The organism is Mesorhizobium sp. P5_C1 (assembly GCF_054049815.1).
Map to the genome: position 1 here is coordinate 1 of NZ_JBFULQ010000100.1, position 15,520 is coordinate 15,520.

Annotated in this window: 13 protein-coding genes; 5 read left to right on the forward strand and 8 right to left on the reverse strand. The window is 65.1% G+C overall.

Annotated elements, in window-relative coordinates; genetic code table 11:
* The first annotated feature begins 152 nt into the window (after nt 1–152).
* The 3 genes from ACXJ7R_RS11055 to ACXJ7R_RS11065 are packed head-to-tail and all read left to right on the forward strand — an operon-like array spanning nt 153 to nt 3,603.
* A complete protein-coding gene (locus ACXJ7R_RS11055) occupies nt 153–1,103 on the forward strand; it encodes an ABC transporter permease (RefSeq protein WP_095091041.1) in 951 nt (316 codons plus the stop codon).
* On the forward strand, nt 1,100–1,951 hold the full coding sequence (locus ACXJ7R_RS11060; RefSeq protein ID WP_457151864.1) for an ABC transporter permease: 852 nt from the start codon (nt 1,100–1,102) through the stop codon (nt 1,949–1,951). The genes ACXJ7R_RS11055 and ACXJ7R_RS11060 overlap by 4 nt, the downstream gene beginning before the upstream one ends.
* Nucleotides 1,948–3,603 carry an ABC transporter ATP-binding protein gene (locus ACXJ7R_RS11065; RefSeq protein ID WP_457151865.1) on the forward strand — a complete coding sequence of 552 codons (1,656 nt, stop codon included), beginning with the start codon at nt 1,948–1,950 and terminating at the stop codon, nt 3,601–3,603. The genes ACXJ7R_RS11060 and ACXJ7R_RS11065 overlap by 4 nt, the downstream gene beginning before the upstream one ends.
* A gap of 40 nt (nt 3,604–3,643) precedes the next feature.
* Here the strand turns inward: ACXJ7R_RS11065 and ACXJ7R_RS11070 are convergent, their stop codons facing one another.
* A complete protein-coding gene (locus ACXJ7R_RS11070; protein WP_027167818.1) occupies nt 3,644–4,120 on the reverse strand; it encodes an Lrp/AsnC family transcriptional regulator in 477 nt (158 codons plus the stop codon).
* 226 nt (nt 4,121–4,346) lie between these two features.
* On the opposite strand from ACXJ7R_RS11070, the gene ACXJ7R_RS11075 reads away from it, so the two are divergent.
* Nucleotides 4,347–5,672 (forward strand): NAD(P)/FAD-dependent oxidoreductase, encoded by a 1,326-nt coding sequence (locus tag ACXJ7R_RS11075; protein WP_457151866.1) that lies wholly within the window; start codon nt 4,347–4,349, stop codon nt 5,670–5,672.
* Nucleotides 5,673–5,713: 41 nt separating this feature from the next.
* Here the strand turns inward: ACXJ7R_RS11075 and ACXJ7R_RS11080 are convergent, their stop codons facing one another.
* The 5 genes from ACXJ7R_RS11080 to ACXJ7R_RS11100 all read right to left on the reverse strand — a co-directional run bounded on the left by ACXJ7R_RS11080 (nt 5,714) and on the right by ACXJ7R_RS11100 (nt 12,439).
* Nucleotides 5,714–7,081 (reverse strand): FAD-dependent oxidoreductase, encoded by a 1,368-nt coding sequence (locus tag ACXJ7R_RS11080; RefSeq protein ID WP_457151867.1) that lies wholly within the window; start codon nt 7,079–7,081, stop codon nt 5,714–5,716.
* Nucleotides 7,078–7,380 carry a (2Fe-2S)-binding protein gene (locus ACXJ7R_RS11085; RefSeq protein ID WP_457151868.1) on the reverse strand — a complete coding sequence of 101 codons (303 nt, stop codon included), beginning with the start codon at nt 7,378–7,380 and terminating at the stop codon, nt 7,078–7,080. The genes ACXJ7R_RS11080 and ACXJ7R_RS11085 overlap by 4 nt, the downstream gene beginning before the upstream one ends.
* A complete protein-coding gene (locus ACXJ7R_RS11090; protein WP_457151869.1) occupies nt 7,377–9,362 on the reverse strand; it encodes a hydantoinase B/oxoprolinase family protein in 1,986 nt (661 codons plus the stop codon). Before ACXJ7R_RS11090 ends, ACXJ7R_RS11085 begins: the two co-directional genes overlap by 4 nt.
* Nucleotides 9,363–9,365: 3 nt before the next feature.
* Nucleotides 9,366–11,444 (reverse strand): hydantoinase/oxoprolinase family protein, encoded by a 2,079-nt coding sequence (locus tag ACXJ7R_RS11095; RefSeq protein WP_457151870.1) that lies wholly within the window; start codon nt 11,442–11,444, stop codon nt 9,366–9,368.
* An 89-nt stretch (nt 11,445–11,533) separates the two neighbouring features.
* The gene (locus ACXJ7R_RS11100) at nt 11,534–12,439 is read right to left on the reverse strand and encodes a LysR substrate-binding domain-containing protein (RefSeq protein ID WP_457151871.1); all 906 of its coding nucleotides are present in this window, start codon (nt 12,437–12,439) and stop codon (nt 11,534–11,536) included.
* A 116-nt stretch (nt 12,440–12,555) separates the two neighbouring features.
* On the opposite strand from ACXJ7R_RS11100, the gene ACXJ7R_RS11105 reads away from it, so the two are divergent.
* A complete protein-coding gene (locus tag ACXJ7R_RS11105; RefSeq protein WP_457151872.1) occupies nt 12,556–13,674 on the forward strand; it encodes an NAD(P)/FAD-dependent oxidoreductase in 1,119 nt (372 codons plus the stop codon).
* Nucleotides 13,675–14,187: 513 nt separating this feature from the next.
* Here the strand turns inward: ACXJ7R_RS11105 and ACXJ7R_RS11110 are convergent.
* On the reverse strand, nt 14,188–15,117 hold the full coding sequence (locus ACXJ7R_RS11110; RefSeq protein ID WP_457151873.1) for a LysR family transcriptional regulator: 930 nt from the start codon (nt 15,115–15,117) through the stop codon (nt 14,188–14,190).
* Nucleotides 15,118–15,175: 58 nt separating this feature from the next.
* Nucleotides 15,176–15,520 (reverse strand): SMP-30/gluconolactonase/LRE family protein (locus ACXJ7R_RS11115; protein WP_457151874.1); only part of this gene is annotated, 345 nt, incomplete at its 5' end.

Genomic DNA, 15,520 nt, shown 5'->3' on the forward strand with positions numbered 1-15,520 from the left:
GAGGCGAACCCGCTCGGTGGCATGATGGGCTACGCAATGGCAGAATATCTCTGGCTTGAAGCCTGAGAGACGCCTGCCGGGGGCCGGTCAGCCAGCCCCCGGCAGTTCATTGCGCAAGATTGCTTGGCCGAACAACCGCAGGGAGCGCTTCCATGACATCTGGGGTTCTCAACCTCGTGCTGAAGCGGCTGGGGATCGCGGCCGTCACACTTTTGATCGTGCTGTTCGCCGTGTTCTTCGCCACCAGCATGCTACCCGGCGACACCGCGTCGATCCTGCTCGGCCAGGCGGCGACTCCTGAAGCGGTCGCCGGCCTGCGTGAGGCTATGCATCTTAATGATCCGGCGATCCTGCGCTTCCTGCTCTGGCTTCTCGGCCTGCTCCATGGTGACCTCGGCACCTCCTATGCCAACGAGATGCCTGTTGCGGCGCTGATCGGCGGGCGCCTGGTCAACACCATGAAGCTCGCCGGCATCACCACGCTGCTCTCGGTGCCACTGGCGCTGACGCTCGGCATCACCGCCGCCATGTTGCGCGGCTCCGTCTACGACCGCACGGTCACCATCCTGTCGATCGGCGTCATCTCCGTGCCGGAATTCATGGTCGCGACCCTCGCGGTCCTGCTCTTCGCCGTTTATCTCAAATGGCTGCCGGCGCTGTCCTCGGTCAACGAGGCGCATTCGCTGACCGATCTCGTGCGCATCTATGCAATGCCGGTGATCACGCTCACCTTCGTCATCTCCGCCCAGATGATCCGCATGACCCGCGCCGCGGTGATCGAGACGCTCTCCACGCCTTATGTCGAGATGGCGCTTCTGAAAGGCGCCTCGCGCAGCCGCATGGTCCTGAGGCACGCGCTCCCTAATGCGCTCGGGCCGATCGTCAACGCGGTAGCTCTTTCGCTTTCCTATCTGGTCGGCGGCGTCATCATCGTCGAGACGATCTTCAACTATCCCGGCATCGCCAAGCTGATGGTCGATGCGGTCGCCACCCGCGACCTGCCGCTGATCCAGAGCTGCGCGATGATCTTCTGCCTCGGCTATCTCTTTCTCATCACCGCCGCCGACGTCGTCGCCATCATGTCCAACCCGAGGCTCAGATGACGACAGCGCGCGTGACAACCTCTCGGCGGTCCTTCCTGGGCCACAGCTACAGCCTCGTGGGCGTCGTGGCCGCTCTGGTCATCCTGGCTTGGACGCTCGTCGCGATCCTTGCGCCCTACGTGATTCCCCATTCGATCGGCGACATAGTCGACGACGACTATTTCGGCCCGATGCGCCAGGGACTGTGGCTCGGCTCGGACTATCTTGGGCGCGATATGCTCTCGCGAGTTCTGATGGGCGCCCGCTACACCGTCGGCATATCGCTCGCCGCCGTCTCCATCGCCTGTTTTTCGGGCGTCGTGCTGGGGATGATTGCGGCCGTCACCGGTGGCTGGCTCGACACCTGCCTCAGCCGCTTCCTGGACGCCATGAACTCCATCCCCAGCAAGCTGTTCGGCCTTGTGGTCGTCGCCGCGGTCGGCTCGTCGATCCCGGTGCTGATCGTGACGCTCGCCGTCATCTATATCCCCGGCGCCTACCGCTTTGCGCGCGCGCTCGCCGTCAACATCAACACCATGGACTTCATCACCGTCGCCCGTGTCCGCGGCGAGAGCACCCTCTACCTCATCGGGTCTGAAATCCTGCCCAACATCATCCGCCCGGTGCTGGCCGACTTCGGCCTGCGCTTCGTCTTCATCGTGCTTTTGCTCTCCGGCCTGTCCTTCCTGGGACTCGGTCTCCAGCCGCCGCTCGCCGACTGGGGCGCGCTGGTGCGCGAGAACATCGGCGGCCTGCCTTTCGCGGCCCCCGCCGTCATCGTGCCGTCGTTGGCAATCGCCAGCCTCACCATCAGCGTCAACCTGCTGATCGACAACCTGCCGCAGAAGATCAGGGACCGGGACGCATGAGCAATCTCGTCGAGGTCAGGAACCTGCGGATCGAGGCGAAAACCGACTCCGGACGGCTTGTCGAAATCATCAAGGGCGTCAGCCTCGACATCGCCGACGGTGAGATCGTCGCCCTGATCGGAGAAAGCGGTTCCGGCAAGACTACGGTGGCGCTCTCGCTGATGGGCTATGCGCGGCCCGGCTGCCGGATCACCAGCGGCGAGATCAATGTTGGCGGCAAGAACATGGCTGCCCTTTCCGAAAAGGAACGCGCCAGGCTGCGCGGGACCGACATTGCCTATGTCCCGCAAAGTGCCGCCGCCTCGTTCAACCCCTCCTCCACGATCATGGAGCAGGTCATCGAGGTCACGCGGATCCACAAGCTGATGCCGCCCGAACAGGCGCGGCAGCGTGCGGTCGAGCTGTTCAGGGCTTTGTCTCTGCCCGACCCGGAAGGGATCGGTACCCGTTATCCGCACCAGGTTTCGGGCGGGCAGTTGCAGCGGCTCTCGGCGGCCATGGCGCTCATCAGCGATCCCAAGCTGGTCATCTTCGACGAGCCGACGACGGCACTCGACGTGACGACGCAGATCGACGTGCTGAAGGCATTCAAGTCGGTCATGCGGGCGGGCGGCGTGGCGGGTGTCTATGTTTCCCATGACCTCGCGGTCGTGGCCCAGATCGCCGACCGCATCGTGGTGCTGAAGGGCGGCGAAGTGCAGGAGACCGGCACTACCGCAGCAATCCTTTCGGCTGCCCAGCATCCCTATACGCGCGAACTGCTGGCCGCCTTCGAACCGAAGCCGCGGCAAGCACATGCGGACGCAGATGCCGGGACCAAGCAGCTGCTGCGTATCGACAATGTGACGGCCGGCTACGGCCCGGTTCGGGATGACGGACTGCCACTCATCCGCGCGGTCGATTCCGTCAGCCTGGTCGTCGAGAAGGGGCGCAATCTCGGCGTCATCGGCGAATCCGGCTGCGGAAAATCGACGCTGGCGCGCGTTATCGCAGGCATCCATCCTGCTGCGACCGGCGACATCGTCTTCGACGGCAAGGACCTGCCGCGCGCCGCCAGGAAACGCAGTCGGGACCAGCTGCGCGAGATGCAGATCGTGTTCCAGTATGCCGATACCGCGCTTAATCCGGCCAAGCCGGTGGAAGACATCATCTCTCGTCCGCTGGCCTTCTATCACCGCCTCGACAGGCAGGCGCGCGCGAAGCGCGTCGACGAACTGCTCGACATGGTGCGCTTGCCAAGGGGCCTGCGCTACCGTCACCCATCGGAGCTCTCTGGCGGCCAGAAGCAGCGCGTGAATTTCGCACGGGCGCTGGCGGCCAACCCCAAGCTGATCATCTGCGACGAAATCACCTCGGCCCTCGACACGGTGGTGGCGTCCGCCGTGATCGAGCTGCTCAAGGAGCTGCAGCGCGAGCTGGGACTCTCCTACATCTTCATCAGCCACGACCTCTCCGTCGTCGAGGCCATCTGCGACGAGATCATGGTCATGTACAACGGGGAACGGGTGGAGCAGATCACGCCCGACAAGGTGACGGCGCCCACCCACCCCTATTCCAAGCTTCTGTTCTCCTCGGTGCCGAAGCTCGACCCGACCTGGCTGGACGGCCTCGTCCGCGACCCCGAGCTCGTCAGCCAGTACGGCCACCGCTGACTACATCGATAAGGGGCCACCGTTTCAGGAAGCAGCCGCCTCACCTCGGAAACAGGCTGGGCAGTGGCATGTGCGCCTTGACGATGGGAGACTTCAGCACCACGAAGCTGAAATACTTGTCGATGCCGATATCCATGTCGGTCAACCGCTCCATGATCGTCTGGTACTCGGCTATGCCGGCGGTGACGAATTTCATCAAATAGTCGTAGCCGCCCGACACGAGGTGGCATTCGATGACTTGGTCGATCTTCTCGACGACGGCGAGAAAGCGGGCGAAGTCCACCTGGCGATGGTTCTTCAAGGTGATTTCGGTGAACACGGTCAGCGTCTGGCCGAGCTTGCCGATATTGACCTGTGCGGAATAGCCCTCGATGTAGCCTTCCGACTGGAGTTTCTTGACCCGCATCAGGCACGGGCTTGGCGACAGATGCACCAGATCGGCCAGTTCCACATTGGTGATGCGGCCGTTCTTCTGCAACTCGTAGAGGATCTTGATATCGATCCGATCCAGTTTCACGGCCGTCTCCGCAGAACGCGCTCGCCACAGCACAAAATGCTGCCTTGCTAGTAGCCATTGACACTACCACAGCCCGCCGGCCTGTCCATCCAAGCGATACCGCTTTGAAACGCAGCGACTCCCGATTTCAACCGGGCTGCCGGAATAAAATTCTGCTTGGGCCTCAACTGCGGCAGCGGCTGCCTGCGCAACGCGCTAGGATTGGCGCTTCAAACGTAGAGGGACCATGCGCGCGCCGCTGCAGCAAATCGAGACATCCGGCGAACTGCCCCAGTCCGCGGACGCGGTGGTGATCGGCGGCGGCATTGTCGGTGCCTTCGCGGCCTACTATCTGGCCAGGCGCGGCATGCAGGTCGTGCTTGTCGAAAAGGGACGCATCGGCGCCGAGCAGTCCTCCAGGAACTGGGGCTGGTGCCGCCAGCAGAATCGTGACGCCCGCGAACTGCCGATGGCAACCCGAAGCCTTGATCTGTGGGACAGCTTCGCGACGGAAACCGGCGAAGACACCGGCTTTCGCCGCTGCGGCCTGCTCTATCTCAGCGACGACGAGGCGGAACTGGCCGGCTGGGCGCGCTGGCGTGATTTCGCCAAAACGGCCGGCGTTACCACGCATATGCTCGACAGCGCCGCGGCCAGCGAGCGGGGCCGCGCCACGGGCCGGACCTGGAAGGGCGGCGTCTTCTCGCCGACCGACGGCACCGCCGACCCGTCGCGCGCCGCGCCCTCGGTCGCCCGTGCCATTCTCAAGCTTGGGGGCTCCGTGCACCAGAGCTGCGCCGCGCGCGGTATCGAGATCGAGGGCGGCCGCCTGAGCGGCGTGGTCACCGAAAGCGGAACGATCCGGACGAAGCTGGCCGTCCTAGCCGGCGGCGCCTGGGCCTCCTCTTTTTGCCGGCAGTTCGACTTCCGCTTTCCGCAGGCGTCGATCCGTTCCTCCATCCTGTCCGTCTCGCCGGGTGCCGAAGGTCTGCCGGATGCGCTGCACACGGCAAGGATCTCGGCCACGCGTCGCGGCGACGGCGGCTACACGCTCGCCATAAGCGGACGCGGCCGGGTGGACGTGACGCCGCAGCAGCTGCGCTTCTCGTCGCAGTTCCTGCCCATGTTCCTGAAGCGCTGGCGCAGCCTCGCACCCGGCGGTCTGCAGGGCATGCGCTCGGGCCACGAAACACTCGGTTGCTGGCGGCTCGACCAGCCGACGCCGATGGAACGGATGCGCATCCTCGATCCGACCCCGGATCAGGCGACCATCCGCCTGACGCACACCCGGGCGCTCGAGCTGCTGCCGGCACTGCGCCAAACAAAGATCAGCGCGGCCTGGGCCGGCTACATCGACAGCACGCCGGACGGCGTGCCCGCCATCGGCGAGATCCAAACGGTGCCGGGCTTCTTCCTGGCTGCCGGATTTTCGGGACACGGCTTCGGCATCGGCCCGGGCGCCGGTCACCTCGTCGCCGATCTGGTGACCGGGTCGGAACCGATCGTCGATCCGAATTCCTATGATCCCCGGCGCTTCGACGCTTCAGCCTGGGGGAAGGTCGCCGATTTCTGAGACGTGATCCATGTCTTCCTGGTGTGGACTCCGGAATTGCATCAGCCGTCCCGGAGGAAGGCACCGACAGGCGCCGGCCGGACAGGCGCCTGTCCGCGGAACCGGCCGACAGCGTCGGCCGCACAGCCGGCCTGCGCCGCCACGAGTTCGACGGCAGCCAACTGGCAGTAGCGCCCCTGGCATCGCCCCATGCCGACGCGCGATAGCGATTTCACCCTGTTGGCCTCGCCGCCGCCGAAATCCACGCTCTGGCGTACGGCTCCGGCTGTCACGTTCTCGCAGCGACAGACGACCGCCTCATCGGGAAGTGCCCGCGCCATCGCTGCCGGCCAGGGAAAGGCGTAAGCCAGGCCGCGGGCAAAGCGCTCGAGCCGTGCCAGCTTGCGCAAATCGACGCCGGTGGCGGACGCAGGAATTCCGAGATCGGCAAGGCATGCCGCAGCCGCGAGACGCCCAGCGATCTCCGCGCCATCCGCTCCCAGAAGACGAACCCCATCGCCGGCAAGGTAGACTCCGTTGCCGGCACGACCCATCTGGTCGGTCCTTGGCAGCCATTGCCGCCATTGCTCGTCATAGGTGAAGGTGCATCCCACAAGGTCGGCCAGATGCGTCTCTGCCCGCAGGTGCCAGCCCATGCCGATCATGTCGCAAGAGGTGCGGTGCTCCCGGCCGCCGGCGTCGCGCCAGCGCATCGCTGTGACACCTTTCCCGTCGGCCTCGATCCGTTCGAGCGTCACGCCCGCATGGTAGCGGCCGCCGAGTCTCGTCCGCAGGGCCAGACCGCGCAGCGTGACGAACGGCCGGGCGGCAAGCTGGCAGAACCCGCGCATCTGCTGATGCCAGGGAGACGTGTCGAGCACTGCTGCCACATCCGCTCCAGCCTTGACCAGTTGGGCGCCGACCAGCGTCAGCAAAGGACCCGATCCCATAAGGACGATCCGCCGCCCAAGAGCGACGCCCTGCGCCTTGAGCGCGATCTGCGCCGCGCCAAGGCTATAGACGCCGGCGCTCTGCCAGCCCGGCACCGGAGCGACACGGTCGGATGCGCCGGTGGCAAGGATCAGGCGGTCATAGAAGACCACCTGCACACCACCCTCCCCCAGCACGTGCAGCCGACCCTCATGCACTGCGATGACCGAGCTCGCCGCACAATGGGTGAGCCGCCCCTCTGCGGCCAGCCGGTCGAAGAGCGAATGCAGCGCTCGCGCCTTCGCCGCCTCCGACCCGTAGAGTTGCTCCGATGTGCGGGTGGAGCCGGCGGGCGGGCGGCGATAGATCTGTCCGCCTGCGCGCTGCCCTTCGTCGATCACCACCGGGTGGAGCCCGGCCTCCACAAGCGTCGCGGCGGCCCTTATGCCAGCCGGACCGGCGCCCACGATCACGATCCGCGGCGGCGGGGTCTCGCTCACGGCCAGCGCTCCGGTGGCATCGTGCGCAACCGCATGCCTTCGCTGAGAAGTGTCGAGCAAGCCCGCAGGCGCGGTCCCTCGTCCTGCCATACCCAGCAATCCTGGCAGGCTCCCATCAGGCAGAAGCCGGCGCGCGGCTCTGGTCCGAACTCGGACTTTCGCAACGCGTACCCTGATGCCAGCATGGCGGTCAGCACGGTGTCGCCCGCCAGTGCACTGCGCATCTGCCCGTCGAGAAAGAAATGCAACTGCGCCCGGTCGCGCTCGGCCAGCCGGACGATGCGGCCGGCGGTGATCATTCTGCTGCTTCTCGCACGGGGCGAGGACGTGGCAGTTCGGGGAACCGCTCGCAGGCCGCATCGAACGCCGCCTGGACGCCCTCCGGCCCCGAACGTCCCTTCATGCGGCGGAAGATCTCCGTCTTGGCGAAGAACCGCCAATGGATCGGCAAATCCCTCAGTATGGCGGTAAGCCGGTCATAGGCCGCTGGGGTCCACTGCGCTTCGTAACCGTCGCGCTCCGGACCGAAATGGAAATGGCCGGCGGCTGGCCCCTGGCGTGCGCGCAGCCTTTCCGTCGCTTGCTCGTCGACCTCGCCGTCGCGGATGACGACGCCATAGTCGCGCTCGGCAGCCGTTGGCGAGACATAGCCTCGCCGCACATCCTGCGCGACGCGCCAGGGCTCGCGCCCATGCGGATCGCCGCGCCCGCCGCCTCCGGCGGAACGGATATCGAGCACGTCGCCGGGCTGCAGCACCGCCGTGTCGATGTTGCCCAGTCGCCGCTCGTGCTCGGTTCCCGGATTGACGACCATGTCAGACAGGCCGGCCGCCTTGCCGCCCAGCACGCCCCAGGGACGAAAGAAGCCGCGGTCCCGGTTGCGCGCCGTGATCCTTGAGTCGGGGGCGAAGACACGGAAGGCCATCTCGGTCGCCAGGCCGCCACGCCAACGGCCCGCACCGCCGCTGTTCATGGCGAGCCCGTATTTCACGAATTCGACCGGGGTCTCGGTCTCGGTGATCTCGATCGGCGTGTTCTTGAGATAGGCGGCATCGGCGCCCGACCCATTGGTCCCGTCGCGATGCGGCATCGCGCCACCGCCGCCCACCACCGGGTTCACCGCCGCGATCACGGTCCGGCTGGTACGTTCGTCCGTGGTCATGACGTTAACGATGCAGTTGTTGCCGGCGGGTGCCGCTGGCAGGCGGTCCGGCACCGCTTGCGAGAAGGCGCCGAAGATGACCGACCGCAGCCGGGCGCAGGTGAGCGAGCGCATGCCCACGGCGGCGGGGTATACCGGGTTCAACACCGAACCCGTAGGTGCGATGCAGGTGAACGGCCGGGTGAGGCCCGTATTGAGCAGGAGCTTCGGGTTGAATGTGTAGAGGACGTAGTAGACACCCACCAGCAGCATGGTGTGGCGCGGGTCGCCACCTGAAGGCACGTTGAGCGAAGAGCCGAGCTGCGGATCGGAGCCGGTGAAGTCTAGCACCGCCTCGTCGCCTTTGATCGTCAGCGTCAGCTTCAGCCGGCAGGGATTGGCCTCGACCGAATCCTCATCGGCATAATCGGCGAACTCCCATGTGCCGTCGGGCATGGCGCGCAGCACGTCGTGCGCCTGCGCCTCGGCATGGTCGAGAAGAGCGGAAACGCCTTCGATGAAGCCGGCCTTGCCGAACTTCCTCACCATCGCCTGGATCTTGCGCTCGCCGGTGTTGAGCGCGCCGACCAGCGCCTTGATGTCGCCTATGTTGAGGTCGGGCTTGCGCACATTGGTGCTCATGATCCGCAGGATCGTCTCGTCGAAGACGCCCTCGTTCACCAACTTCATCGGAGGAAAGCGAATCCCTTCCTGATGGATCTCGGTCAGCGCCCGACTGAGCGAAGCCGGCACGGCCCCGCCCATGTCGGTGTTATGGATATGCCCCCCGGTCCAGGCGACGATCTCGCCGTCGACGAAGACCGGCTTCCACAGATGCGTGTCGGGCGCGTGCGTGGCGACGTGGCCGGAATAGGGATCGTTGGTGAACGCAACGTCTCCCGGCCGGTAGTTGTCGACCATCGCGATCGCGCGGTGATACGAAAGCCCCGGATACCAGGTGGCGCCGAGGTCCATCGGCACGGCGAAGGTCGCGCCTGAACGGTCCATCAGCATCACCGTAAAGTCCTGCGTCTCCTTGACGAAGGCGGAGTGCGCGGTGCGGTGCAATGTGTGGGCCATGTTCTCGGCCGCCGCGCGGGCATGGTTCGCCAGAACCTGCAGGTTTGTCCGGTCAAACATGGCTTACTCCGGGAACGTCAGCAGAAGGTTAAGGTGACGGTCGACCCTTGCCTGCGCTCCCGCGGGAATGGCAAAAGTGGTGTCTTCCTGAACGACCACGGCAGGCCCATGGAACGTGCTGCCCGGCACGAGGGCCTGCCGGTCGTGGAGATCGACGGTCTCTACGCTCGCGCCCGTGTAGACCGGGAGACGGCGCGCCGGAATGGCCGGGGCGTCGATCACGTCGACCACCGGGAAGTGGAGTTTCGGCCCCGCGCCCACTGAGGACAGCCGGACATTCACAAGTTCAATCTCGCCGTCCGGGTCGTGGAAATCGTAGAGCTGCTCATGGGTGAGGTGGAAGGCTTGTGCGATGGCGGTCGCATTGCCGTCCGTCAGCCATTCCGGCTGAAGGACGACCTCGATCTCATAACTCTGCCCGACATAGCGCATGTCGCAGGATAGACTGAGTTCGGCCGCCCCCTCATGCCCCTGCGCCGCGAGCCAGTCGCGACCCTCTTGGGCGAGGGCCTCGAAGGCATTGCGAATTCCGGCGAGCGACATGCCCGACAGCAGGCTGAAGATGGTGCGAATGAAGTCCCCGCGCAGGTCCGCCACGAGCCCGCCCAGCGCCGACACCACGCCGGGACGGCGGGGCGCCATGACACGCTTCATCCCGAGTTCGCGGGCAAGGAAGGCGCCGAGCATCGGGCCGCCGCCGCCGAAGGGCATCAGCGTGAAATCGCGCAAGTCCACGCCGGCGCGCGAGGCGAGCTTCTCGACCTCGACGAACATCTCCGACACCGCGATGTCGAGGATCGCCTGCGCGGTCTGCTCGACTGGACGGCCGAGGCGGGCGGCAAGTTCGCCGATGGCGCGATGCGCCAGCCCGGTATCGATCCTGAGCTGGCCGTAGGCCATCTCGCTGTGACCGAGCCATCCACACACCACCATGGCGTCCGTCACCGTCGGCCGCTCGCCGCCACGGCCATAGCATGCCGGTCCTGGCGTCGAACCGGCCGACTCCGGCCCGACCCGCAGCACCCCCTGTGCGTCGACACTGGCGATCGAGCCGCCGCCGACGCCGATCGAGCTCACCGACACGGAGGGGATATGGAGCGGAAATTCGCCGATCAATTCGCCTGTCCCGAACTGCGCCTCGCCGCCGATGATGAGCGCGAAGTCGGCCGAGGTCCCGCCAATGTCGAGGGTAAGGACCTTGTCCTCGCCTGCCTGGCGCGCCAGCCACGAGGCGCCGATGACGCCGGAGGCCGTTCCCGACAAAAGCATGTTCACGCAGGCACGCTTGCCTTCGGCAGCGTTCATCAGCCCACCGTTCGACTTCGTCAGCATCGGGCGGGCCGGCACGCCGCGGTCCTTCAGTCTCTCTTCCAGCGCCGTCAGATAGGACGAGACGCGCGGATGGACATAGCCATTAAGGATGGCGGTCGAGCTACGCTCGTATTCGCGGATGACCGGCCACACCTCGGCCGAGGAGAAGACGAAGAGGTCGGGCGCAAGAAGCGCGATCGCCGCCTTCACCGAGGTTTCCTGCGCGGCGTTGCGCCACGAATGGAGGAAGGACACGATGATCCCTTGCGCCCCGTTCGCTTTCGCCAGTGCCACCGCCCTCTCGACAGCCGCCATGTCCGGTGCCTGGGATTCACTCCCATCGGCACGCATGCGAACCGGAATGCCAAACACCATGTCACGCGAGATCAGCGGATCCGGCCGCGAGCAGAACAGCGAATACATGTCCGGCATTCGCAGCCGCGCGAGTTCGATCACGTCCTCGAAGCCGGCATTGGTGAACAGCGCCAGCGGCGCGCCCTTGCGCTGGATGATCGTGTTGATGCCGACGGTCGTGCCATGCACGAAGCGCGTCATGTGGGCAGGATCAAAGCCTTCGCGTTCGGCCAGAAGGGCAAGACCCGTCATAAGCTCGGCACCCGGATCTTCCGGCGTCGTCAGCACTTTCAGTGAAGCGACGCGTCCGGAGCGGGCTTCGAGCGCGCAGAAATCGATGAATGTCCCGCCGATATCGACGCCGACCTTCCAGTCGGCCTCTTTCCGCGCCCCATTTACCGCGATGGCACCGTCCATGATGCGTCCCTTCCTGTCTGCCGACCAAAACTGGCACGAGCGGACGGTCAGGGTCCAAGATGGATGAGAGGCAAGGATATAAGTCTTGCTTATGCTTTGGCGCGATGTTCGCCGAGGACCACCGAACAGGCAGCACGGATTTGCTCGCGCATCATCTCATCGGCCCGCGAAAGTGGCCGTGTGCGCGAGGTCAGCAGCGCGATCGGAAATTCCGGCCCCGCCGCGAGCGGCCTGACGGCAAGCCCGGCGAACTGGTGCCACGGAAGCAGCGCGTCGACGAGGCCGATACCCAGACCGGTCTGGACGAAGCCGACCGCGGAGATGGACACGTCGATCTCGAGCGACAGCGAAAGCGCCACACCCTGCGCGCGGGCCGCATGGGCCAGTTCGTCGGCGGGACGGGTGTTTCCGCGATAGGATATCAATTCCTCGCCGGCGAGATCGGCGAGCCGCAGCTCGGTTTTCCTGGCCAACGCATGCCCTATGGGCAAAAGGCATGCGAATCCGACGCTGCCGATCACTTCCGCCTCGATATCGGGAGGCAGACGGTCGTCCATGGCCACGCCGAGGCTGGCATCGCCGGCGCGCAGCATGTCGATGATCGCGGCGATCGGCGCCATATGGGAACGTAGCAAAATATCGGGATGCTGCGCCCGGAATCCGGTGAACGCGCGCGGCAATATCGCCATGGCCGGCGGTGGCGAAGCCGCGACCCGGACCAGCCCAGTTCGGCCCAGACGCAGGTCGGTGGTCTTGCGGCGCAAGCCCTCGAGCCCTGCCGACAGCCTCTCGGCATCGGCGAAAATCTCCAGCGCCTCAGGGGTCGGCCGTAGCCGGCCCTTCACCCGCTCGAACAGCGTGAAGCCGAGTTCGTCCTCGGTGTGGAGCAGGATCTGGCTGAGCGCAGGCTGGGAGATGTTCAGCATCCGCGCCGCGGCGGTCACGGTGCCCGCACGCATGACGGCGATGAACACTTCGAGCTGCCGGGCCCGCATTGCCACTCCATAGGTAAAGCTTATGGCTGTTATCCAAACCCATCTTTGACGCAATGCCGTGGCGCAGACAAGATGGATACATCCAAGGATCGGCTGCTCTACGCTAAGGAACGACTATGGATGTGATCGTGCTGGGCGGCGGACTGATGGGGACGGCTTCGGCCTATTTCCTCGCCAGGCGCGGGGCACGCGTGACGCTGGTCGAGCGCAATCGGATCGGCACCGGTGCAACCGTCGCCTCCTTCGGCAACATCCGGCGCACCGGGCGCCATCTCTCCCAGCTTCCATTGGCCCACCGTTCGCTCAGGCTGTGGGGCGAGGCCGAAAGAATGCTTGGCCGCGACGTGGAATTCCGCGCCACCGGTCATATCCGGCTGATCTTCGATGAAGGCGGGCTCGCAGACATGCGGACCTATGCCGAGGCGGCGCGCCCCTGGGGCCTTGAGCTAGAGGAACTCGGCCCGCGCGAGATCCATGCCCGCTTTCCCGGCCTCGGTCCCGAAGCGATCGCCGCGTCGTTCTCTCCGCAAGATGGCAGCGGCAATCCGCGGCTGATCGCACCTGCCTTTGCCGAGGCTGCCCGCAAGCTGGGCGCGGAAATCGTCGAGGGAGCCGAAGTCGGGACGATCACCAGCACGGGCTCCGGTTTCCTTGTAGCCAGTTCAAAAGGTACATTCGCCGCCGGCTGCCTGCTCAATACTGCCGGAGCTTGGGGCGCGCGCATCGCCGCGCAGTTCGGCGAAGTGATCCCGCTCGATGCCTACGGCCCGCAGATGGGCGTGACCGAGCCGCTGCCGCATCGGATCCTGCCGGTGGTCGGCATCTGGACGCGCGATAAGCACCATGGCGCCTATCTGCGTCAGGTCGAGCGGGGCAACATCGTCTTCGGCGGCGCCGCCGAAAGGGTGGCGGTTAACCTGGATCCGGGCCATGCGAACGCCGACCCCATGCGCCTGCCGGTGCAGTTGCGCGCCGTCGCGCGGCTGCTGCCGGCAATCGCGCATGTGGCGGTCATCCGCACATGGTCCGGCTGCGAGGGCTATGTGCGGGACATGCTGCCGGTCATGGGACGCTCGGCGACGACGCCAGGCCTGTTCCACGCCTTCGGCTTCTGCGGACACGGCTTCCAGCTCGGCCCGGGCGTGGGCGACGCCATGGCCGAACTCATCACCACCGACCATTGCGAAACGCCGCTCGACGACTTCAGGGTCGATCGCTTCGCCCACGCAGCCTAAAGAGCAGCAGCAGCCTAAAGAGCACAGACGGGCTCGCACCGCGTTGTGATCAGACTTGTCCTTTGCGATCGTGCTGCCACTTTCCCGCGCGAGCGCCGGCTCCCCTGCTGATGCTTTTGGCTGTTAACTGTACCTCTTTTTGGATGTTGGCGCTTAATCAGGAAATGGCGATGCCGCAAGGGCTAAAGGGGAACGCAGCGCGGCCAGAATAGTCGTCACAACTACCATTGTAAGACTGAAGTCCTTGGTCTGCCGCTCTAAAGGCCCGCTTCGTCTATCGTCCGAAAGTCGGTTTCCAGTCGCGGTTGCGCTGTGCCTGAATCCCCTCGTAGTCAGGCAACGGGACCTGAAGGAGGTTCGACAGCGGCGGGTCGCGGCTCCACAGGAGCCGATTGGCACGCGGCCAGGGCAAGTGCCGCGAAGCCCAGCATCGTATTCCGCATCAAATTCTTTCCATCGGGAGCTATTGGTTGGCAGCAGGCAGCCGAATTGCACACTATCCTGCTCGTGCAGCTATTCGATATGGCTTGTCGGTTTCCAGATGTGTGTCGATATGATGTCCCGCAGTTCCGTGCGCACCGCACGGAAGAGGGGGCGAAAGTTCGAGGACATCGGTCGCTGCGAGGAGGTCGCGAGGATCAGCTGTCGGGTAATCGGCGGGTCGAATGGCCAGACCTCGATGCGGCCAGCCTCCACAAGGAGGTGGACGGAAGCGTAGGGCAGAACCGTATAGCCAGTTCCCTCCTCGACCAGAAGCAAGGTTGAAGGCATTGCCTCCAGCTCCATCTCTACACGCGGATAGATGCCATGCTCCGCCAAGGTGTTATCGATAAGCCGCCGCAGTCCGTGCGGGCGGCTGGGCAGGATCATCGGCAGCTCGGCGAAGATGTTGAGGCCGACCGGCCCGCGCGGCAGCGCGCGCTCGGACAAGACCGGCCCGATCAGAAACAGCTCGTCATCGGCCAGCGGTTCGGTCAGCACGGAAGGATGGTTCGGCGAATTGTAGAGCACGGCGGCATCGATGCGACCGGCGATCAGCCATTCCAGGATATGGCCGCTGAAGCCTTCGATCACCTGCAGCGCGACATTGGGAAACTCGTTCTTGATCTTCTTGACCAAGGGCACGGTCAGCACGGTGCCAACCGAGGGCGGCACGGCCAGCACCAACCTCCCCTTCGGCGAGGATTTGAGGTTCGATACTGCATTCTGCGCCAGCCGCATCCGCTCGACGATCTCGTCGGCATGGGCCTTCAGAAGCACGCCCGCCTCGGTCAGCACGACGCCGCGGCCGTTGCGATAGAACAGCTCGACGCCGAGTTCCTCCTCAAGCCCGCGAATATGGCGCGTGACCATCGGCTGGGTGACGTTGAGGTCGAGCGCGGCCTTCGAGAAGCTGCCAGCCGCACCGACGGCGATGAATACCTGTAGCTGTTTCGTGTCCAACTTTCGCCCTAACCATCCACTGCTACAGAGCTTCCAGGCTGACTCAGTGGTGTCCGTGTCACGTGCCGAACGGGTACTGCTGGCCCCGGACATTTAGGAAAACGGCATAGACCGACGTTGTCGCTGTGATGAACAGCCTATTGTTGCGCGGTCCACCAAAGGTCAGGTTCGCAACCATTTCCGGCACCTGAATTTTCCCGATGAGCTCACCTTGGGGCGTATGGCACTGTACGCCATCCCACGCGCTGATCCAGAGATTGCCCGCAACGTCAACGCGAAAGCCATCCGGAATGCCAGGCGATATGTCGGCGAAGACGCGGGAATTTACCAACTTGTCACCGTCAACGTCAAACTGCCTGACGTGATGCGGGGCGGTGCGGTCTGTGAGGAAGCCGGAGTCCGA